The organism is Escherichia sp. XD33 (assembly GCF_019375075.1).
In the GTDB taxonomy this organism is placed as follows: domain Bacteria; phylum Pseudomonadota; class Gammaproteobacteria; order Enterobacterales; family Enterobacteriaceae; genus Enterobacter; species Enterobacter flexneri_A.
Window position 1 is genome coordinate 1 of record NZ_JAENDM010000026.1, and the last position, 20552, is coordinate 20552.

The window sequence follows — 20552 nt, forward strand, 5'->3', positions numbered from 1 at the left end:
GAACGTTGAAGACGACGACGTTGATAGGCCGGGTGTGTAAGCGCAGCGATGCGTTGAGCTAACCGGTACTAATGAACCGTGAGGCTTAACCTTACAACGCCGAAGATGTTTTGGCGGATGAGAGAAGATTTTCAGCCTGATACAGATTAAATCAGAACGCAGAAGCGGTCTGATGAAACAGAATTTGCCTGGCGGCCTTAGCGCGGTGGTCCCACCTGACCCCATGCCGAACTCAGAAGTGAAACGCCGTAGCGCCGATGGTAGTGTGGGGTCTCCCCATGCGAGAGTAGGGAACTGCCAGGCATCAAATTTAGCGTGCTGATATGGCTCAGTTGGTAGAGCGCACCCTTGGTAAGGGTGAGGTCCCCAGTTCGACTCTGGGTATCAGCACCACTTTTTAGGTTAAAGTTCGGCAGATTAGAAAAGAATTTGTCTGGCGGCAGTAGCGCGGTGGTCCCACCTGACCCCATGCCGAACTCAGAAGTGAAACGCCGTAGCGCCGATGGTAGTGTGGGGTCTCCCCATGCGAGAGTAGGGAACTGCCAGACATCAAATAAAACAAAAGGCTCAGTCGGAAGACTGGGCCTTTTGTTTTATCTGTTGTTTGTCGGTGAACACTCTCCCAACCAGGACAAATCCGCCGGGAGCGGATTTGAACGTTGCGAAGCAACGGCCCGGAGGGTGGCGGGCAGGACGCCCGCCATAAACTGCCAGACATCAAATCAAGCGAAAGGCCATCCGAAAGGATGGCCTTTTTGCTTTTCGAACTAACATTCAATTAATGGATTACCTGCGATAAAAATGCCCTCGTACGCTCTGATTTAGGATGCGCAAAAAACTCATCAGGTGCAGCTTGTTCCACTATCTCCCCACGATCCATAAAAATCACCCGGTCAGCGACGGTTCGTGCAAACCCCATCTCATGTGTTACACACAGCATTGTCATACCCGACTGCGCCAGCCCAATCATCGTATCCAGCACCTCTTTCACCATCTCAGGATCGAGCGCCGACGTTGGCTCATCAAACAACATAATTTTCGGCTTCATACACAGCGAACGCGCAATGGCAACGCGTTGCTGCTGACCACCTGAAATCTGTCCGGGAAACTTATGCGCATGTTCGGCAATTCTCACCCGCTCGAGGTAATGCATCGCCAGATCTTCAGCCTCTTTCTTAGGCATCTTGCGTACCCAAATCGGTGCCAGGGTACAGTTCTGTAGAACGGTCAGATGAGGGAAGAGATTGAAATGCTGAAAGACCATTCCCACTTCCTGCCTGACGCGCTCAATATTGCGGATATCTTCATTAAGTTCGATGCCATCTACCACGATCCGTCCCTGTTGATGTTCTTCCAGATGATTAATACAACGAATGGTTGTCGATTTACCGGAACCTGAAGGGCCACACAGAACGATCCGTTCTCCCGGTTGCACGGTTAAATTTATATTTTTCAAAACATGGAATTGTCCATACCATTTATTGACGTTTTCCAGCGTAATCATCGCGTTAGCAGGTTGCAGTAAAATTTGGCTCATAGTGTCCTCAATGCGGTGTACGCCCGGTGTTAAAACGTTTTTCCAGATGCTGGCTATAGCGCGACATGCTGAAACAGAAGATCCAGTAGATCAGCGCGGCGAAAACATACCCTTCCGTCGACATACCCAACCAGGCGGGATCAACGGTTGCCTGCTGAACGCTACTGAAAAGATCGAACAACCCGATAATGATCACCAGGCTGGTATCTTTGAAGAGTGCGATGATGGTATTTACCAGCCCAGGAATTACCAGCTTCAACGCCTGTGGCAGAATAACCAGCCCCTGAGTTTTCCAGTAACCCAACGCCAGCGACTCTGCCGCTTCATACTGCCCTTTAGGCAGTGCCTGTAATCCGCCTCGCACGACTTCCGCAACATATGCTGACTGAAACAGGATCACGCCAACCAGCGCGCGGATCAGTTTGTCGATACTGGTGCCTTCTGCCATAAACAACGGCAGCATGACCGAAGACATAAACAATACGGTAATCAACGGTACGCCGCGCCAGAACTCGATAAAAATGACCGATAAGATACGCACAATCGGCATATGGGAGCGGCGACCTAACGCCAGTAAGATCCCCCACGGTAGCGCCCCCGCAATCCCAACTGATGCAATAATTAAAGTTAGCGTCAGCCCGCCCCATTGCCGGGTTTCAACCCGCTCAAGAGCAAAAAAACCGCCATACATCAGCCACCAGACAATCAGTGGGTAAATCACCGCCCAGGCCGCAATATAGCGACCGCGATGCGGGAGTATTTTCCAGAACATTGGTGCGATCGACACAAGCCCAATCAGTAATGCGAGGTTAATTCGCCAGCGTTGGTCGTGTGGGTAAAGCCCATACATAAACTGACCAAATCGTTCGTGGATGAAGACCCAACAGGCACCGGCTTTTGTGCAGTCGGCACGCGTTGAGCCAACCCAGTTAGCCTGCAAAAATGCCCAGTTCAGCAACGGTGGGATCAGTTCCCACATCAACCATATGCAGCCAATAGTCAGCAGGCTATTGCTCCAGCTGGAGAACAGATTTTTTCGCACCCACACCATCGCGCGGTTTGAGTTATGGCTCGCCGGGCGCGGGGGATGAGACAGCAATACTTTTGTCATCATGACTCCTTAGCGTTCAACGATCGCGATGCGGCGGTTATAGATATTCATCAGCAGCGAGATAGTCAGGCTGATAATCAGATAGACCGACATGGTCATGGCTATCGTCTCGATGGCTTGCCCCGTCTGATTCAGCACGGTGCCGGCAAACAGCGAAACCATATCGGGATAGCCAATAGCGGCGGCAAGAGAGGAGTTTTTGACGATGTTGAGATACTGGCTGGTTAACGGTGGAATAATCACCCGCAATGCCTGGGGAATAATGACCTGGCGTAGCGTAACCGGGTTGGGTAATCCCAGTGACCGAGCCGCTTCATGTTGACCATAAGGCACTGCCTGGATCCCAGCGCGGATAATCTCGGCGATAAATGCAGAGGTATAAACCGAAAGTGCCAGCGTTAAGGCTGTCAGTTCAGGAATTAAAACCATCCCGCCGCGGAAGTTAAAGCCTCGTAGGGCTGGGACATCCCAGTGTAGTGCTGCGCCAAAAAGCCATTGCGCCAGTAAAGGCAAACCAATGATCAACACTGCGGCGATCGGCCAGGTGCGGCGCAGTTGTCCGGTCTTTATCTGGTATGTTTTATTAAAGCGGAATAGCCCAACAGAAAGGACTATAGCCATAACAACAGCCAGGATAAACGCAATAAATCCGTCTCCCAGCTGCGGTGACGGAATATAAAGCCCACGATTGCTCAAAAAGGCCAGATCAAACGCGCTCACAGCCTGGCGTGGTCCGGGCAAATTGCGCAACACGGCAAAGTACCAGAAGAAGATTTGCAGCAGCGGGGGAATATTACGGAAGATCTCAATATAAATTGTGGAAAGCTTTCGTAGCAGCCAGTTATCCGAAAGTCTCGCCAGACCGATAAAGAAGCCCAAAACAGAAGCGAACACAATACACAATGCAGAAACCAGTAGCGTATTGAGTAAGCCGACAATAAAAACGCGTCCGTAGGTGTCGCCCTGCTGGTAATCGATCAAATGCTGGACAATACCGAAGCCAGCGCCGCGATCCAGAAAGGCAAAACCTGAAGTAATGCCACGATTATTGAGATTCGTTACAGTGTTGTGAAATAACCAACCAACAATGCCGACAACAGCAACAACGGCAAGGATCTGGAATAACCAGGCACGAACCGTAGGGTTGGCAAAGGAGAGTGAGCCTTTAACGGTTGAGCGGCGATGAGACATAGAAACCTCGGAAAGCATAACGCTGAAGAGAGCGCCGCCGTCGCGACGCTCGTTACCTCACACCGACTTAACGCACGGGCGGTGCGTACTGAATACCGCCGTTATTCCAGAGATTATTTTGCCCACGTTTAATTTTCAGCGGGCTTTCTGAACCTACGTTACGCTCAAAAATTTCCGAGTAGTTACCCACCTGTTTGATGATGTTATAGGCCCATTTATTATCCAACTTCAGATCCTTGCCGTAATCGCCTTCTTTACCCAGCAGATGTGCCATATCAGGCGTTGCTGGATTAGCCGCTTTTTCATCAACGTTCTGGGAATTGATGCCCATCTCTTCAGCATTCAGCATGGCGAAAAGCGTCCAGCGTACAATCGAGAACCATTCATCATCGCCACGACGAACTACCGGCCCAAGCGGTTCTTTAGAGATAACCTCCGGTAAGACAATCCATTCAGCTGGGTTGCTTAATTTGATGCGCAGGGCATACAGTTGCGACTGATCCGAGGCCAGCGTATCGCAGCGACCAGATTCCAGTGCCTTCGCTGATTCGTCAGAGCGATCGAAAGTCACCGGTGTGTACTTCATATTGTTTGCCTTGAAATAGTCGGCAACGTTGAGTTCGGTATCAGTACCCGCCTGAATACAGACGGTAGCGCCATCCAGTTCTTTCGCGCTTTTTAGCCCCGCTTTATCGTGCGTCAGGAAGCCAATGCCGTCGTAATAAGTGACGCCAGTAAATGCCATTCCCATCCCGGCGTCGCGAGATGAAGTCCAGGTCGTATTACGGGAGAGCAAATCCACTTCCCCTGACTGTAAAGCCGTGAAGCGTTCTTTTGCTGTGAGTGGGGTATATTTCACTTTCGTGTCGTCACCAAATACAGCAGCGGCAACACCACGACAAATATCAACATCAATACCTGAAAATTTACCGTCAGCATCGGCATAAGAGAACCCAGGTAATCCATCACTGATCCCGCATTGCACAAAACCTTTTTTCTGTACGGCATCAAGCGTCGCGCCAGCATGCGCCTGATTTGCAACGGCAAGCAGCACGCTGGCGGCAGCCAGTGTGGCTATCATCATCTTTTTCATAATGCTTCCTGTGAGGCGAAAATTATCGTTATAGGACGTTTGGGAAACGTCTTTTACCTGTCTGTGGCCATCCTCTTATAAGCAAAAGTAGTGCCAGCTTTTGCGCACGATTTCGCGTCGCAATAAGCTGAGTGTAGACAGGAAATAATAAAAACAGCGCCCCGCAATGGTGCGAAAATGAAACATGCGCCACATTTTGGCGCAAAATATTTACGCGTGTTTTACTAAGCAGAATAATGATTGTTAGCGTGAGTATATTTCTGGTGAGAAGTGTGAAAGTTAAATTGATGCGTTATTTCGAAAGCAGCGAAATAACGCGATATAACATGCTAAATCAGCAGAGAATTAGCCAGCAGAATATAGCAATATTTTATCTTATGTAAAGATACTGTATCGTTAAACAGAGCGCGAAACTTCGCGCCCTGTTCAGTTATTTCGACAGAGCGATGATCCCCATCGTCAGGCCAGCAACAGCAGCTGCCCCGCCGGCAATAGCCCCAGCCGTTTCCCAGTTATCCTGAGTCGTGCCTTTCATACAGGTATTGGTGTGAACCAGACGACCCTGATCGTCATAAACCGGAACGCAGGGCGAATCGTGAGCACAGCCCGCCAGCAATGCGGTGAGCAATGCCACAGGAATTAATCTTTTCATGGTGTTACCTCAGTAATAAACGCTAACGCTTAATAAGTTAACTCTCTTATTAACGAGCTGAATGCCATTTTATCACCGGAGGTTATAAATCTTGCGGAATGAATAATGACAAATTATGTGAATTGTAAAAATAGTGAAGGGAGCGGGAACTATAGAAAGCTTTTAAAGAGTGAGCAGAAGAATATCTTATTAATTTTTATGGGTTTCACTGGAAATAATAAAGGCACCCGAAAGCGCCTTTATGTTTCTGATTTATCCTTTAAAGCAACGGCGGATCACCACAAAGAACACCGGTACGAAGAAGATTGCCAGCAACGTTGCAGAGACCATTCCTCCCATTACCCCGATACCCACAGCGTTCTGCGCGCCACTGCCGGCACCGTTACTGATAGCTAGCGGTAATACGCCGAGAATAAAGGCGAGAGAGGTCATCAGGATAGGACGCAGACGCATACGTACTGCCATCAGTGTCGCTTCAACAACACCTTTACCCTCTTTCTCCATGAGATCTTTAGCGAACTCAACGATCAAAATAGCGTTTTTGGCCGACAAGCCAATTGTCGTTAGCAAGCCCACCATAAAGTAGACGTCATTTTTTTGATTAAAGAGTGTCGCCGCCAGCAGCACGCCGACAATCCCTAACGGCACTACCAACATAACCGAGACAGGAATTGACCAGCTTTCATAGAGTGCAGCAAGGCACAGGAAAACAACCACAAAGGAAATTGCTACCAGAGCGGGAGCCTGGTTTCCCGATAAGCGTTCCTGATACGACATACCCGTCCAGTCATAACCAATGCCCGCAGGTAATTTTGACGCAAGGTTTTCCATCAACGCCATGGCATCGCCGGAACTGGTTCCTGGCGCGGCTTCCCCCTGAATCTCCATTGACGGCAGACCGTTGTAGCGTTCCAGTCGCGGAGAGCCATACACCCAATGTGAAGTGGTAAAGGCCGAGAATGGCACCATTTCGCCGTTGGCGCTGCGGACATAAAGTTTATCGACATCTTCTGGCAGCATACGGAATTTGGCATCCGCCTGAACATACAACTTTTTCACGCGACCACGGTCGATGAAGTCGTTAACGTAAGTCCCACCCAGCGCCGTTGAAATGGTCTGATTGATGTCAGAAAGTGAAACACCTAATGCCTGCGCCTTTTCCTGGTCAACTTCCAGTTTAAACTGCGCGGTGTCTTCCAGGCCATTAGGGCGCACGCTGACTAAGCTGGCAGGATGTTGCGCAGCCATACCAAGCAACTGGTTACGGGCCTGGGTTAGGGCATCGTGACCCAGCCCAGCCTGATCAATTAACTCAAAGTCGAAACCCGTTGCCGTGCCCAGTTCAACAATGGCTGGCATATTGAATGGAATGACAAAACCGTCGCGGATCTTGCCCAATTCCATTTTGGCACGATGGATTACCGCTTCCGCACTGTTTTCATCACCATTACGCTCTTCCCACGGTTTCAGACTGACGAAGGCCATACCGGCGTTTTGTGCCTGGCCGCTGAAGCTAAAGCCGTTAACCGTAAAGACACTTTCAACGTTCGCTTTCTCGTTTTTCAGATAGTAATCCGTCACTTGATCCAACACTTTTTGCGTCCGCTCTTGCGTCGCGCCAGCGGGTAACTGAATCATGGTCAGAAAGACACCCTGATCCTCTTCAGGTAAGAAGGAAGACGGAAGACGTAAAAACAACACCACCATTCCTGCAACAATCAGCGCATAGATCAGTAAATATCGTCCTGTGGAACCGAGGATTTTGCCGACGCTGTTGGTGTAGTGGTTAACGCTATGATCGAAGGTGGTATTAAACCAGCCGAAGAAACCGCCCTTATTTTCGTGATGCTCAGCAGAGACGGGTTTAAGCAGCGTTGCACATAACGCAGGGGTAAGAATCAATGCCACCAGAACAGAAAGCGCCATTGCCGAAACGATGGTGATAGAGAACTGGCGATAAATTGCCCCAGTAGAACCGCCGAAGAATGCCATCGGAATAAATACCGCTGACAGCACCATCGCGATACCCACCAGTGCGCCCTGAATTTGCGACATTGATTTTTCCGTCGCTTCTTTTGGCGGGAGCTTATCCTCCATCATCACGCGCTCGACGTTCTCCACCACCACTATCGCATCATCGACGAGCAGCCCGATGGCAAGCACCATCCCGAACATCGTTAGTGTGTTGATGGAGTAACCAAAAGCGGCGAGGATGGCAAACGTCCCTAACAACACCACGGGTACCGCAATGGTGGGGATCAGCGTTGCTCGCATATTCTGCAAGAACAGATACATCACCAGGAACACCAGCATAATGGCTTCGAACAGCGTTTTTACCACTTCGTGAATAGAAAGCTGGACGAATGGCGTGGTGTCATAAGGGTAGAGAACCTTCATTCCCTGCGGGAAGAATGGCTGTAATTCCGCCAGTTTTGCCTTAATGGCTTTCGCGGTATCGAGAGCATTCGCGCCGGTTGCCAGCTTAATCCCCAGGCCCGCCGCCGGTTTTCCGTTGATGCGAGCGATAACGTTATAGTTTTCACCGCCAAGTTCAACCCGTGCGACATCTTTCAGACGCACCACCGAGCCGTCACTGTTTACGCGCAGGGTCACTTTGCCGAATTCTTCCGGATTTTTTAACCGCGTCTGAGCAATAATCGAGGCATTCAACTGTTGCCCTGGTAACGCTGGCGTTCCGCCCAACTGTCCGGCAGCGATCTGATCGTTCTGTACCTTCAACTGGTTAATCACATCAACCGGTGTCAGTTTATATTTGTTTAGCAGATCGGCGTCCAGCCAGATACGCATCGCATACTGTGCGCCGAAAAGCTGTACGTCACCGACGCCATTCAGACGGCTAAGCGTATCTTTAACGTTAGAAGCCACATAGTCCGAGATATCGTCCTGTGTGGTGTCTGGGTTATCAGAGACAAAGCCCGCCACCATCAAATAGCTGCTACTGGACTTTTCAACACTGATCCCCTGCTGCTGAACTTCCTGCGGCAGCAACGGCGTGGCGAGCTGGAGTTTGTTCTGCACCTGCACTTGCGCGATATCAGGATCGGTCCCGGACTGGAAGGTAAGGGTAATTGTCACGCTACCGGCGGAATCGCTGGTGGAGGACATATACATCAGGTTATCGATACCATTCATATTCTGTTCGATAACCTGCGTCACCGTATCCTGCACGGTCTGCGCATCAGCACCTGGATAGTTTGCCGAAACAGAAACCGCAGGCGGTGCAATGGTTGGATACTGAGCGACGGGCAATTGTAGGATCGCCAGTGCGCCCGCCATCATCAGAATAATGGCCAGCACCCATGCAAATATCGGTCGTCGAATAAAAAAGTTTGCCATGTCAGATTACCTTACTTCGATGCAGTATCTGCGGGGGTATCGGTAGTGGCTTTAACCTGCTCTCCCGGACGCGCTTTTTGCAGGCCGCTGACAATGACTTGATCGCCAGATTTCAGACCTTCGCTAATCAACCATTTATCGCCAATCGCCTGACTGGCAACGACAGGGCGCGCTTCCACCTGACTTTTATCGTTAACAATCAGCACGGTTGCATCACCACGCGGTGTGCGGCTAACGCCTTGTTGCGGGATAAGAATGGCGTCAGGTTGGACGCCTTCATCAATCCGTGCACGCACAAACATACCCGGCAAAAGCGTATGTTGCGGGTTAGGGAAGACAGCACGTAGGGTTATGGAGCCGGTGCTTTCATCAACGGTCACATCAGAGAATTGCAGCGTACCTTTCAGGGGATAGGTTTGACCGTTTTCCATGACCAACTCTACGTTGCTGGTGGCGTTTTCCTTATGCAAATTTCCTTGCTCTACGGATTGCTTCAGCCTCATAAAATCGTTGCTGGATTGGGTCACATCAACGTAGATAGGATCGAGCTGCTGGACAGTCGCCAGTTCAGTCGTTTGCCCATTAGTGACAAGAGCGCCTTCGGTCACGGTCGATTTGCCGATACGTCCGCTAATTGGCGCAGTCACTTTGGTATAAGCGAGATTGATGCGAGCGCTTTCGACTGTGGCTTTTGCGGCAATCACGGCGGCATCGGCCTGGCGAGCATCAGCAATGGCCTGGTCGTACTCCTGCTGGCTGATGTATTTCGTACCCACGAGCGGAACGTAACGTTTTACCGTCAAATGCGCGATGGCGGCGGCGGCTTCACTTTTCGCCAGTTCGCCTTTCGCGCTGTCATAATTTGCCTGATAGGTCGCGGGATCGATCTGGTACAGGGACTGGCCTGCTTGTACATCGCTGCCTTCAGTGAAATTACGATTCAGTACGATCCCGCTAACCTGTGGGCGAACTTCGGCTATACGGTAAGCATTGGTGCGGCCTGGTAATTCAGTCTTAACTTCTAACGGGGCCGTTTTCACAATATGAACGGTAACCTGCGGTTCACCGACGTGAGCTTTCTCTTCTCCCTTATCGTTACAACCGGCGATTAAAGCCGCGGAGATCAGAATAAAGGAGGGCAGGAGGAAAAACCTGGCATGTTTCGTCATTACTATTCCTCAAAAAACCAAAAGCGCGTTATTTACCCAGAAAGGCAACGCGTTAACTCGCAGAAAGAAAAATACAGTTTGCTATCCTACAAATTATCATTCGTCGATGTAAGGAATAGTTATGAATACTGGCGTCTCAAGGCACATAAACACAAAAAAAGAATAATATTCTACTGTTTTATTTTGACGCGGGTTGAAAGAGGCAGAATTAAAACCTCGTAAATTGAAATATATATTCATGTGGCGAATGTATTTTAGGTAAATAATATATATTATTTATTTGACGATTTATAGCAACTCAATGTTACCCTCTCGTATAAATACACATTAGATGATAGATTAACCTTCGCTATTTTCTCACCCTGTGTCGAATATATTTATTTCCTGAATAATTAATCATGGCAAAAAGAACCAAAGCCGAAGCTCTGAAGACCCGGCAAGAACTGATTGAAACTGCCATCGCCCAGTTTGCGCAACATGGCGTAAGCAAGACGACGCTCAACGACATTGCCGATGCCGCTAACGTTACGCGTGGCGCTATCTACTGGCACTTCGAGAACAAGACCCAACTGTTTAATGAGATGTGGTTGCAACAGCCTTCATTGCGGGAGTTAATCCAGGAACACTTGACGGCTGGATTAGAGCATGACCCGTTTCAACAATTGCGTGAAAAATTGATTGTCGGCTTGCAATATATTGCCAAAATTCCCCGCCAGCAGGCGTTGCTGAAAATCTTATATCACAAATGTGAATTTAATGATGAGATGCTGGCCGAGGTAGTGATACGCGAAAAGATGGGCTTTAATCCGCAGACTCTCCGCGAAGTATTGCAGGCGTGTCAGCAACAAGGTTGTGTAGCAAATAACCTCGATTTAGATGTTGTGATGATTATTATTGATGGTGCCTTCAGCGGAATTGTTCAAAACTGGTTAATGAATATGGCGGGTTATGATCTTTATAAACAAGCACCCGCGCTGGTCGATAACGTATTAAGAATGTTCATGCCAGATGAAAACATAACGAAATTAATTCATCAAACGAATGAATTAAGTGTCATGTAAATTCACATTCTGTCCTGAAAATTCAGTTCGTCACAGTTAACCAGTTTTAGTGGATTAACTGAGTTCATATTACGGCATTTGTCTGTTTCTGTTGTCAGCAGTTCAATCCACTGCATCAGTAAAGTATCAAACAGAAAAACGAAGACAGCGAAAACGACGAGCCACCAATACTTGCGAATCATTACCTGAGCCTGTGCATGTTTAACCAAGTCTGGCAGGAAATATACACGAAATGAATAATCTGAAAACCAGGCTTACACTTCCTTTACTTTGCAATGAGATCGGGGTCAACTTCGCTTAACCGGCTTCGTTTTGACAGGTTGCCGGTCTTTCTTTTTTTCACTTTCGCCAGTTCTTCCGCAGAGTAATGCGACGCGACATCCAGCCGTCGAAGCCCCATTTTGATGTACTCGCTGTTGATCTCAATACCAATGAATTTTCGCCCGCTGGAGACGGCTACGGCACCGGTAGTAAAGCTACCGGCAAACGGGTCGAGAACGATATCGCCTGGGTTGGAAGAGGCGAGAATAATGCGTTTCAGTAAGGCTTCCGGTTTTTGCGTCGGGTGGTTCTCATATTCATCCATCAAATAACGCACGCGCGGAAAATCCCAGACGTTACCCGGTACTTTTTGATGATTGTATGGCTGTGGAGGATTTTTGCGATAATCGATCAACGCGCGCTGCGATCCGGTTTTGGCTTCTACCAGAATAGCATCACCGTTGAATGTGTAGTTCTTTGCGTCTTTCACCATCATCAGGATGGGTTCGTACATGGAGCCGTAGTGTTTTTTCGCCTGTACTCCAGAACTGTCATATGACCAGACGATGCGACTTTTGATGGTAAAAAGCTTGCGGCACTGGAGATCGATAAAGGGCATGTTTTCCGTGCTGTTCATGATGTACATGCTGCCCTGCTTTTTCAGAACGCGGTGGCACTCTGCAATCACTTAAAACAGCCAGTCGATAAACAGATCTTCTTTCCAGGCTTCGATCAGACCATCAAAATTTTTACCGATGTTATATGGTGGGTCGGCAAAGATCAGATCGACACTTTCGGCGGGGATCTTTTTAAGTTCGGCAAGCGCATCACCGTGAATAATGGTCTTAGCTTCATTACCAAACCGGGTCGGTTCACATCCTGTTCTCATGGTCACTCCCTTTGTGACACCTATAAAAAAGGCGCTTCCCCATGCCGAGTAGCGCCTTTTTAATCAAGCATTTAGCTAACCTGAATTAGTTCATGCCGTATTTTTTCAATTTTTTACGCAGCGTACCACGGTTGATGCCCATCATCAGCGCAGCACGGGTCTGGTTACCACGGGTGTATTGCATCACCATGTCCAACAGGGGCTGTTCTACTTCAGCCAGTACCAGCTCATAGAGGTCATTCACATCCTGACCATTCAGTTGAGCAAAATAGTTCTTCAGTGCCTGTTTAACCGAGTCACGCAGGGGTTTTTGGGTTACCTGATCCTGAGAGTTAACGGTAGAAACGGTCAGTACGTCAGAATTTACGCGTTGTTCGAACATAGTTCTGTCAGCTCTTTATTTCTGTTTACGCAAAATTTTCGAAGTATGCCTCCAACGCCTCCAGCTGTTCGCTGGCATCCTCAATGGCGTTGAATGTGCGCCGAAACTGGTCATTTGGAGCGTGTTCCTGGAGATACCAGGAAACGTGTTTACGTGCAATTCGGTACCCTTTTGCCGGACCATAAAAGTCATGCAGTTCCCGAACGTGCGCGCAAAGCAAGCGCTTAACCTCTGCCAAAGGCAGCGGGGGCAGCAACTCCCCAGTGTCCAGATAATGCTGGATTTCCCGAAAGATCCAGGGTCTTCCCTGAGCTGCGCGGCCTATCATCAGGGCATCCGCCCCTGTATAGTCGAGCACAGCTCTGGCTTTAAGCGGGTCAGTAATGTCGCCATTCGCGATAACCGGAATGGAAACTTTCTGCTTAACTGCCCGAATACTGTCGTACTCAGCTTCTCCATTGAACAAACAGGCGCGTGTACGGCCATGAATGGTCAGAGCCTGAATGCCACAGTCTTCAGCCAGTTGGGCAATCTCTTCGCAGTTACGGTGTTCCGGTGCCCAGCCGGTGCGAATCTTCAGGGTAACAGGAACGTCCACTGCATTGACGACCTCGGTAAGGATCGATTTAACGACATCCGGGTACTGCAAGAGGGCTGAACCTGCGAGCTTGCGATTCACTTTTTTAGCCGGGCAACCCATATTGATATCAATAATCTGGGCACCGCTTTCCACGTTAATACGTGCTGCATCTGCCATTTCTTTCGGATCGCTACCAGCAATTTGCACGGTGCGAATACCGGGTTCATCAATGTGCACCATCCGTAAACGAGATTTGTCGCTTTCCCAAACCTGTGGGTTAGAAGACATCATCTCGGATACTGTCAATCCGGCTCCCATCTCGTAGCACAACGTCCGAAAAGGTCTGTCTGTAATGCCAGCCATGGGCGCTGCGATCAGGCGATTTCTGAGCTGATATTGTCCGATGCGCATGAGTTAAGAAATGACCATACTGTGACTGCAAGGCGGCGTATATTACGCATTTTTTGCACGAGATGAAAGGCCAAACTTTGACCAATCCTCTGAGATGGATCAAAGAATTGCATTTAAAATGAGCGTGGTGCGATAATTACTCATAAAAATCATCATATTAGAAAATAGTGACTAAAATTTACACTCAAAGAAATTTGAGTAAGTTCTCAATTTTTCTTTATGAATGAAAATTTTGGCACGCAAATTTGCGTAAATAATCGGCAAATTTACGTGCCTTTTGTGAGCTTGCTCGCACTTCGCCCCGCGTCACCCTACGGCGATGCGAAGGTTAATTCTTACGACCGGTAATACGGCACCACTCTTCTTTTTCCACGACCGGGTCCAGTGCGAAGCTATCGGCATAAGCTTCACAAACGCTCTCTGCCTGGCTTGCCAGAATACCGGAAAGGCCCAGCAAACCGCCTGAAACCGGCAGGACGCTGATTAACGGTGCCAGTTCACGTAATGGGCCTGCAAGGATGTTAGCGACCACCACGTCGGCTTTCATTTCTTCTGGCTGATCTTTCGGTAAGTAGAGTTCCAGACGGTCAGAAACGCCATTACGTTCGGCGTTATCGCGGCTGGCCTGAATCGCCTGCGGATCGATATCAATACCAATGGCTTTTGCTGCACCCAGTTTCAGCGCCGCGATCGCCAGAATGCCGGAACCACAGCCAAAGTCGATGACTGTTTTACCGGTTAAATCGAGGCTGTCGAGCCATTGCAGGCACAGAGAGGTGGTTGGATGGGTACCCGTACCAAACGCCAGCCCTGGATCTAACATCACGTTGACGGCGTTTTCGTCCGGCACATCACGCCAGCTAGGGCAGATCCACAGTCGTTCACCAAAGCGCATCGGGTGGAAATTATCCATCCATTCGCGCTCCCAGTCTTTATCTTCTAGTTGTTCGATTTTATGCGCGAAGCCTGCGCCGAGCAGCGGATGGTTTTCCAGAATCGCCACCACGTCGTTCATATCGGTTTCAGCGTCGAACAGACCAATCACATCGGTGTCGCCCCACAGGCGCGTTTCGCCCGGCAGCGGTTCAAATACTGGCGTATCGTGGGTATCCTGAAAAGTGATAGAAACGGCACCCGCTTCCATCAGCGCATCGCTAAGATCTTCCGCGTTCGCGCCGGTGGTGTTCAGTTTCAGTTGGATCCAAGGCATGGCAAAACTCTTTATTTATCAGTAGTCAAAACGGTAGCTTGCGGGACGGATGTACCGAAACGGTTTCCGACCAGGAAAGCCAGCAAACTTAGTAGTAACGAGGGCACGATAGGGTGGAAGCCCAGGTACTGAATATTCAGCGTCGCGAGTACGGCATACAGCACGCCGCCAACGATCATCGCACTTAGCGCGCCTTTGGCGTTGGCGCGTTCCCAGTAAAGACCCAGCACCAGCGGCCACAGGAAAACGGCTTCCAGCCCACCGAAGGCCAGCAAATTCAGCCAGATGATCATTTCTGGCGGCTTCCAGGCGGCAAGCAGCAGCAACGCGCCGAGAACTAACGTAATTACCGCCGACATCCGCTTCAGACGCGTCTCGTTTTGCATTTGATCCGGACGGATATTCAGATAGAGATCTTTAATGATCGTAGCGGAACTTTGCAGCAGTTGGGCGTTAATTGTCGACATGATCGCAGCCATCGGTGCAGCCAGGAAGATCCCGGCGGCAAACGGTGGCAGCACTTTTACCATTAACGTCGGGATCACCAGATCCGGTACGGTGAGATCGGGGATCACCGCCCGACCTAACGCTCCGGCCAGGTGCATACCGAACATCAGGATTGCGACTACAATCGTACCGATGATGATCCCCCGGTGTACTGCTTTGCTGTCTTTATAAGAGATACAGCGCACCGCAGTATGCGGCAGGCCTATAACGCCAAAGCACACCAGTACCCAGAACGACGTCATAAAGGCAGGCGACAGAATATCGTCAGCGCCTTGTGGCGTAACCAGTTGCGGATCGATGGTTTGCAAGGTCTGTACTGCGTTGCTTAAGCCGCCAGCGGCATGTACCACGCCAATAAGCAGCACAACGGTGCCAATCAGCATCACAAGCCCTTGCATGGTGTCGTTCAGCACGCTGGCGCGAAAGCCACCAAAGGCGGTATATAACGCAATGCTGATACCAAAAATCAGCAGCCCGGTTTCATAAGGAATACCCGCCGCGGTTTCCAGCAGGCGCGCACCGCCGATAAACTGCACGGTCATCGCACCAACGAACGCAACCAGCAAACTCAAACTCGCCAGCCACACCAGAAGACGACTCTGGTAGCGGGCAAACAGCATATCGTTTAGCGTCACTGCATTGTAGCGGCGCGCAAGAATCGCAAACTTCTTGCCGAGAATACCGAGTGAAAGCCAGACTGCAGGAAGCTGAATCATCGCCAGCAATACCCAGCCCAGCCCGTATTTATAAGCAGCTCCTGGCCCGCCGATAAACGAACTGGCACTGATATAGGTCGCGGTGAGCGTCATCGCCAGCACAATACCGCCCATAGAGCGGCTGCCGAGGAAATACTCATTAAGGAAGGTGCCGGTGCTCCGTTTACGCATCGCATAAACCGAGATACCGAACACCACCACCAGATAGGCGACCAGCGGTAGAATTACTTCAAGCTGCATCGTCATCCTCCAGTGGGATATCGCGATAGATAAATTTCACCATCGCCCAGCACAGTCCAATAAACAGCAGCGGCGTCAGGATGCAGGCCATCTCAAACCAGCGCGGAAAGCCGGTAAAACCGGGGGCAACGCCAGATAAGTAAGCGGCTACTAACCAAACTGCCAGATACAAAAGGGTCAGCCCCAGCGCCCAGCGCGCCTCTTTATGGGCCTGAACAAAACGAGTGTCCATTTTTTGTCCCTGATGGGTGAAGAAAGCGGGGATTGTACCTTATGGGGGTTGTCGATCCCCAGTAATAAAAAAGGCCGGAAAATCCGGCCTTTTGACGCTTTAGCAGTCTTATTTTTCCTGAAGACCGAGTTTTTTCTCCAGATAGTGGATGTTAGTGCCACCATGCTGGAAGTTCTCGTCATTCATGATGCGGATCTGCAGATCAACGTTGGTTTTGATACCGTCGATGATCAGCTCCTGCAGCGCATTCTTCATGCGGGCAATCGCCACGTCACGGTTTTCACCGTAGCAAATCAGCTTACCGATCATTGAGTCATAGTACGGCGGTACGGTGTAGCCCGCGTAGATATGAGACTCCCAACGTACGCCAAAACCGCCAGGTGCGTGGAAACGGGTGATTTTGCCCGGACTTGGCAGGAAGGTGTTCGGATCTTCGGCGTTGATACGACATTCCACCGCATGGCCGCGAACGTGAACTTCTTCTTGCTTGATCGACAGCGGTTGACCGGCAGCGATACGCAGCTGTTCTTTGATCAGGTCAACGCCGGTGATCATTTCTGTAACCGGGTGTTCTACCTGAATACGGGTGTTCATTTCGATGAAATAGAACTCGCCGTTTTCGAACAGGAACTCGAAAGTACCTGCACCGCGATAGCCGATATCAACACACGCTTTAGCGCAACGTTCGCCGATGTAGCGACGCAGTTCCGGGGTAATGCCCGGTGCTGGCGCTTCTTCGACCACTTTCTGGTGGCGGCGTTGCATGGAGCAGTCACGTTCCGCCAGATAGATAGCGTTGCCCTGACCGTCAGCCAGTACCTGAATCTCGACGTGGCGAGGATTTTCCAGGTATTTCTCCATGTAAACCATATCGTTGCTGAAAGCAGCTTTCGCTTCCGCACGGGTCATGGAGATGGATTGTGCCAGTTCAGCGTCGCCGCGCACTACGCGCATACCGCGACCGCCGCCGCCGCCGGAGGCTTTGATAATCACCGGATAACCAATGCGTTTAGCAATGGCACGGTTTTTATCCATATCGTCGCCCAGCGGGCCGTCAGAACCCGGTACGCAAGGGACGCCCGCTTTTTTCATCGCCGCGATTGCGGATACTTTGTCGCCCATCAGGCGAATGGTTTCTGCTTTCGGGCCAATGAAGATAAAGCCGGAGCGTTCAACCTGCTCGGCAAAGTTGGCGTTCTCGGAGAGGAAGCCGTAACCCGGATGGATTGCTACTGCGCCGGTGATTTCAGCGGCGCTGATGATTGCCGGGATGTTCAGATAACTTTTTACTGACGGAGCAGGGCCAATACAGACCGTTTCATCTGCCAGTAATACGTGTTTTAGATCGCGATCCGCGCTGGAGTGCACAGCGACAGTCTTGATGCCCAGTTCTTTACAGGCACGAAGAATACGCAATGCAATCTCGCCGCGGTTGGCAATAACAATTTTATCCAGCATGTTCGCCTCGTTACTCGATGACGACCAGCGGCTCGTCAAATTCTACCGGTTGTCCACTTTCGACCAGAATTGCTTTCACGGTACCGGATTTGTCCGCTTCGATCTGGTTCATCATTTTCATGGCTTCAACGATGCACAGGGTATCGCCCACGTTGACTTTCTGACCCACTTCGATGAACGCTTTTGCGTCCGGGCTTGGGGTGCGGTAGAAAGTACCAACCATCGGGGAACGTACGATGTGACCACTGATTTCCGCTGCTGCTGGCGCTTCCATGGAAGGAACGGTCGCCGGAGCGGCTGCGTTAGATTGAGCTGGCTGCTGCATCATTGGTGCAGCGTAAGCTTGTTGCATCACAGGGAAACTTGCGGCAGGAGCTGCACGGCTAATGCGTACTGACTCTTCGCCTTCAGAAATTTCCAGTTCGGAGATGCCTGATTCTTCAACCAGCTCGATCAGTTTTTTAATCTTACGAATATCCATGAGTGGGTTCCGTACTCTTTGTTTAGTGTGATTGTGACAGGCGTTTCACCGCCGTCTGTAAAGCGTATGCCCCGACAGCTGTATGCATAGCGATAAATTCCAGCAGGCCGGGACGCTGGTCTATTTTGCCCCAGAGTGTCAATGTTAGACTTGACGGACATTGTGCAGCGATCTGCTGCTATCCTCCGGCAAAAAACAAAATATACCTTCGTTGCGCCAATGTCACCTTTTCCGCAGCGCAAAAACTGCGTCAGGGAGGACGAGGTCGCACATTATAACGATTTCGTAGCAATTGGCAGCTAAATACTGGTCTTATCAGGGAAGATAATCAACAGCTAACATGTAAATAACCTTCAACACCGTGTAATTTGCAACAAGCCGCACAATTCACGAAATTAGCGCCATCATCGACGGAACTTCTTATAACGTAAGGTGAAAAGCTGAAAAGCCAGCCCTGCGAAGATGAGGGGCTGCAATGAGATAATCTTCACAGACCACAAATAATGTAGGGATGCCAGGATCGCGACAAGATAGACGACATTACGCAGCGGTTGCTGGGGATTACCCAATTTTCACTGCATCGTCTGGATAGATGTGAATGCTAAAGCACGCAAAATTAACCGATTGACAATGCTCAGCATTAAATAGGTTCGAGTGATTAATTTGTAGTCAAACAAAATCAGATTATTCACCCCATGGTACCAGAAATAAGTAAGGGGCTAAGCGTAGCGTCGCCCAGGCAAAGCACCATAAACCTAACAGGCGACGGAGGCGTATCAATAATAGCTGTTTAGTGGAGTATCAATGCGCATCAATTTGTGGTCAGTCGAAATCATGACTTTCCAGTTTGGATGATGTTGTATAACTTCCTGACCAAGGTGTTCGACGAAAGCTGTCCGGCTAACCGCTTTTCCCGTTAACCGATTGAATAATGATTTCAAAATGAGTTCCCTCTCTTATTATTCCCTGCTAAATGGTTAGTTAACCTTCACCAGCGTGCGACCCTGGATCTGGTTATTAATGATGGCCTCGGCAAAGTTCGGTGCCTCTGACAGAGATATCTCTTTTGCCGCCTGGGTATAGAATGATTCTGGTAAATCGGCGACCAGTCGCTGCCAGGCTTGTGCGCGGCGTTCTGGTGGCGTCATTACTGAATCCACCCCTTGCAAACGGACATTACGCAGAATAAATGGCATGACCGTGGTTGGCAGAGTAAAACCACCCGCCAGACCACAGGCCGCCACGCAGCCGCCGTAATTCATTTGCGCCAGCACTTTTGCCAGCACTTTGTCGCCAACGGTGTCAATTGCCCCAGCCCAGACTTGTTTTTCCAGAGGACGGGATTCGGCAAACTCATCACGAGGGAGAACACGGCTAGCACCTAAACTTTTCAGATATTCATGGGTACTTTCGCGACCGGAAACGGCAACGACCTGATAACCCAACTTATGCAGCAGCGCCACGGCGGTACTGCCGACGCCACCACTGGCACCCGTCACGACAATCTCCCCGTCCTGCGGGCGAACACCGGCATCTTCCAGCGCCATCACACACAGCATGGCGGTAAAACCGGCAGTACCGATAATCATTGCTTTACGCGCGTCCAGCCCTTGCGGCATGGCAACCAGCCAGTCACCTTTCACTCGCGCCTGCTCCGCCAGCCCACCCCAGTGGTTTTCACCAACGCCCCAGCCAGTGAGTAACACCTCCTGACCGGCATGAAAACGCGGATCTTCGCTGGTGCGTACAGTTCCGGCAAAATCGATCCCAGGAATCATCGGAAAATTACGGATGATTTTTCCCTTACCGGTAATCGCCAGCGCATCTTTATAGTTCAGGCTCGACCAGTGAACATCGACCGTGACATCGCCCTCCGGCAGGCGACTTTCGTCCAGAGTCTGTACTGATGCGAGAGTTTTGCCGTCCTGCTGTTCTAAAAGTAACGCCTGCATAAGTGGTCCTCATGTGCATGATGGATTGGAAAATAATTTCTGAAGACTATACTCGCTAATGG

At 50.1% G+C, this 20552-nt stretch carries 17 protein-coding genes, 1 tRNA gene, 3 rRNA genes and 1 pseudogene; 5 read left to right on the forward strand and 17 right to left on the reverse strand.

The features are described 5' to 3' along the window. The 4 genes from K0778_RS15585 to rrf (K0778_RS15600) form a co-directional block, all read left to right on the forward strand. Positions 1-93, forward strand: a 23S ribosomal RNA gene (locus K0778_RS15585); the annotation flags it as partial. Positions 94-187: 94 nt separating this feature from the next. Further along, positions 188-303: ribosomal RNA gene (gene rrf / locus K0778_RS15590) — 5S ribosomal RNA — on the forward strand. 14 nt (positions 304-317) lie between these two features. Further along, a tRNA-Thr gene (locus K0778_RS15595) sits at positions 318-393 on the forward strand. 39 nt (positions 394-432) lie between these two features. Next, positions 433-548: ribosomal RNA gene (gene rrf, locus K0778_RS15600) — 5S ribosomal RNA — on the forward strand. A 230-nt stretch (positions 549-778) separates the two neighbouring features. On the opposite strand, the gene K0778_RS15605 is transcribed toward rrf (K0778_RS15600), so the two are convergent. From K0778_RS15605 to acrE, 7 genes are all read right to left on the reverse strand, one after another. Beyond that, on the reverse strand, positions 779-1537 hold the full coding sequence (locus tag K0778_RS15605) for an amino acid ABC transporter ATP-binding protein (RefSeq protein WP_053286699.1): 759 nt from the start codon (positions 1535-1537) through the stop codon (positions 779-781). A 7-nt stretch (positions 1538-1544) separates the two neighbouring features. Beyond that, on the reverse strand, positions 1545-2648 hold the full coding sequence (locus tag K0778_RS15610; RefSeq protein WP_001301413.1) for an amino acid ABC transporter permease: 1104 nt from the start codon (positions 2646-2648) through the stop codon (positions 1545-1547). A 9-nt stretch (positions 2649-2657) separates the two neighbouring features. Further along, the gene (locus K0778_RS15615; protein WP_063084559.1) at positions 2658-3839 is read right to left on the reverse strand and encodes an amino acid ABC transporter permease; all 1182 of its coding nucleotides are present in this window, start codon (positions 3837-3839) and stop codon (positions 2658-2660) included. A gap of 67 nt (positions 3840-3906) precedes the next feature. Continuing rightward, on the reverse strand, positions 3907-4932 hold the full coding sequence (locus K0778_RS15620) for an amino acid ABC transporter substrate-binding protein (RefSeq protein ID WP_000738568.1): 1026 nt from the start codon (positions 4930-4932) through the stop codon (positions 3907-3909). A gap of 430 nt (positions 4933-5362) precedes the next feature. After that, positions 5363-5584 carry a membrane protein gene (locus K0778_RS15625; RefSeq protein ID WP_000825639.1) on the reverse strand — a complete coding sequence of 74 codons (222 nt, stop codon included), beginning with the start codon at positions 5582-5584 and terminating at the stop codon, positions 5363-5365. 252 nt (positions 5585-5836) lie between these two features. Beyond that, positions 5837-8941, reverse strand: a complete 3105-nt coding sequence (acrF, locus tag K0778_RS15630) for a multidrug efflux RND transporter permease subunit AcrF (protein ID WP_001273220.1) — start codon at positions 8939-8941, stop codon at positions 5837-5839. An 11-nt stretch (positions 8942-8952) separates the two neighbouring features. Next, the gene (acrE, locus tag K0778_RS15635) at positions 8953-10110 is read right to left on the reverse strand and encodes a multidrug efflux RND transporter periplasmic adaptor subunit AcrE (protein WP_000160334.1); all 1158 of its coding nucleotides are present in this window, start codon (positions 10108-10110) and stop codon (positions 8953-8955) included. A gap of 398 nt (positions 10111-10508) precedes the next feature. On the opposite strand from acrE, the gene acrS reads away from it, so the two are divergent. Next, complete coding sequence (gene acrS, locus K0778_RS15640) at positions 10509-11171, forward strand: multidrug efflux transporter transcriptional repressor AcrS (protein WP_001556266.1); 663 nt, start codon at positions 10509-10511, stop codon at positions 11169-11171. Positions 11172-11173: 2 nt separating this feature from the next. Here acrS and K0778_RS15645 read toward each other — a convergent pair whose 3' ends face one another. From K0778_RS15645 to K0778_RS15690, 10 genes and pseudogenes are all read right to left on the reverse strand, one after another. Continuing rightward, complete coding sequence (locus tag K0778_RS15645) at positions 11174-11353, reverse strand: DUF2556 family protein (RefSeq protein WP_001355779.1); 180 nt, start codon at positions 11351-11353, stop codon at positions 11174-11176. Positions 11354-11436: 83 nt separating this feature from the next. Then, positions 11437-12321 (reverse strand): annotated as a pseudogene (gene yhdJ, locus K0778_RS15650) (adenine-specific DNA-methyltransferase). Between the two features lie 85 nt (positions 12322-12406). After that, positions 12407-12703 (reverse strand): DNA-binding transcriptional regulator Fis, encoded by a 297-nt coding sequence (gene fis / locus K0778_RS15655; protein WP_000462905.1) that lies wholly within the window; start codon positions 12701-12703, stop codon positions 12407-12409. Between the two features lie 25 nt (positions 12704-12728). Further along, positions 12729-13694, reverse strand: coding sequence for a tRNA dihydrouridine synthase DusB (gene dusB / locus K0778_RS15660; RefSeq protein ID WP_001219652.1), 966 nt, complete (start codon positions 13692-13694; stop codon positions 12729-12731). A 328-nt stretch (positions 13695-14022) separates the two neighbouring features. After that, positions 14023-14904: a 50S ribosomal protein L11 methyltransferase gene (gene prmA / locus K0778_RS15665; protein ID WP_001145827.1), complete on the reverse strand. Its 882-nt coding sequence runs from the start codon at positions 14902-14904 to the stop codon at positions 14023-14025. 11 nt (positions 14905-14915) lie between these two features. Then, a complete protein-coding gene (panF, locus tag K0778_RS15670) occupies positions 14916-16367 on the reverse strand; it encodes a sodium/pantothenate symporter (RefSeq protein ID WP_001175728.1) in 1452 nt (483 codons plus the stop codon). Beyond that, positions 16357-16599: a YhdT family protein gene (locus K0778_RS15675; protein ID WP_000381173.1), complete on the reverse strand. Its 243-nt coding sequence runs from the start codon at positions 16597-16599 to the stop codon at positions 16357-16359. The genes panF and K0778_RS15675 overlap by 11 nt, the downstream gene beginning before the upstream one ends. A gap of 108 nt (positions 16600-16707) precedes the next feature. After that, positions 16708-18057 carry an acetyl-CoA carboxylase biotin carboxylase subunit gene (gene accC / locus K0778_RS15680; protein WP_000884639.1) on the reverse strand — a complete coding sequence of 450 codons (1350 nt, stop codon included), beginning with the start codon at positions 18055-18057 and terminating at the stop codon, positions 16708-16710. Positions 18058-18067: 10 nt separating this feature from the next. Beyond that, the gene (accB, locus tag K0778_RS15685) at positions 18068-18538 is read right to left on the reverse strand and encodes an acetyl-CoA carboxylase biotin carboxyl carrier protein (RefSeq protein WP_000354622.1); all 471 of its coding nucleotides are present in this window, start codon (positions 18536-18538) and stop codon (positions 18068-18070) included. Between the two features lie 977 nt (positions 18539-19515). Further along, positions 19516-20490: an MDR family oxidoreductase gene (locus tag K0778_RS15690; RefSeq protein WP_001148481.1), complete on the reverse strand. Its 975-nt coding sequence runs from the start codon at positions 20488-20490 to the stop codon at positions 19516-19518. Between the last annotated feature and the right edge of the window lie 62 nt (positions 20491-20552).

Coding starts and splice junctions, on each gene's coding strand:
- K0778_RS15615 (WP_063084559.1), bottom strand. CDS start 3,839: ATGTCTCATCGCCGCTCAACCGTTAAAGGCTCACTCTCCTTTGCCAAC.
- accC (WP_000884639.1), bottom strand. CDS start 18,057: ATGCTGGATAAAATTGTTATTGCCAACCGCGGCGAGATTGCATTGCGT.
- panF (WP_001175728.1), bottom strand. CDS start 16,367: ATGCAGCTTGAAGTAATTCTACCGCTGGTCGCCTATCTGGTGGTGGTG.
- accB (WP_000354622.1), bottom strand. CDS start 18,538: ATGGATATTCGTAAGATTAAAAAACTGATCGAGCTGGTTGAAGAATCA.
- dusB (WP_001219652.1), bottom strand. CDS start 13,694: ATGCGCATCGGACAATATCAGCTCAGAAATCGCCTGATCGCAGCGCCC.
- acrS (WP_001556266.1), top strand. CDS start 10,509: ATGGCAAAAAGAACCAAAGCCGAAGCTCTGAAGACCCGGCAAGAACTG.
- K0778_RS15625 (WP_000825639.1), bottom strand. CDS start 5,584: ATGAAAAGATTAATTCCTGTGGCATTGCTCACCGCATTGCTGGCGGGC.
- acrF (WP_001273220.1), bottom strand. CDS start 8,941: ATGGCAAACTTTTTTATTCGACGACCGATATTTGCATGGGTGCTGGCC.
- K0778_RS15605 (WP_053286699.1), bottom strand. CDS start 1,537: ATGAGCCAAATTTTACTGCAACCTGCTAACGCGATGATTACGCTGGAA.
- K0778_RS15675 (WP_000381173.1), bottom strand. CDS start 16,599: ATGGACACTCGTTTTGTTCAGGCCCATAAAGAGGCGCGCTGGGCGCTG.
- acrE (WP_000160334.1), bottom strand. CDS start 10,110: ATGACGAAACATGCCAGGTTTTTCCTCCTGCCCTCCTTTATTCTGATC.
- K0778_RS15690 (WP_001148481.1), bottom strand. CDS start 20,490: ATGCAGGCGTTACTTTTAGAACAGCAGGACGGCAAAACTCTCGCATCA.
- K0778_RS15645 (WP_001355779.1), bottom strand. CDS start 11,353: ATGATTCGCAAGTATTGGTGGCTCGTCGTTTTCGCTGTCTTCGTTTTT.
- K0778_RS15620 (WP_000738568.1), bottom strand. CDS start 4,932: ATGAAAAAGATGATGATAGCCACACTGGCTGCCGCCAGCGTGCTGCTT.
- prmA (WP_001145827.1), bottom strand. CDS start 14,904: ATGCCTTGGATCCAACTGAAACTGAACACCACCGGCGCGAACGCGGAA.
- K0778_RS15610 (WP_001301413.1), bottom strand. CDS start 2,648: ATGACAAAAGTATTGCTGTCTCATCCCCCGCGCCCGGCGAGCCATAAC.
- fis (WP_000462905.1), bottom strand. CDS start 12,703: ATGTTCGAACAACGCGTAAATTCTGACGTACTGACCGTTTCTACCGTT.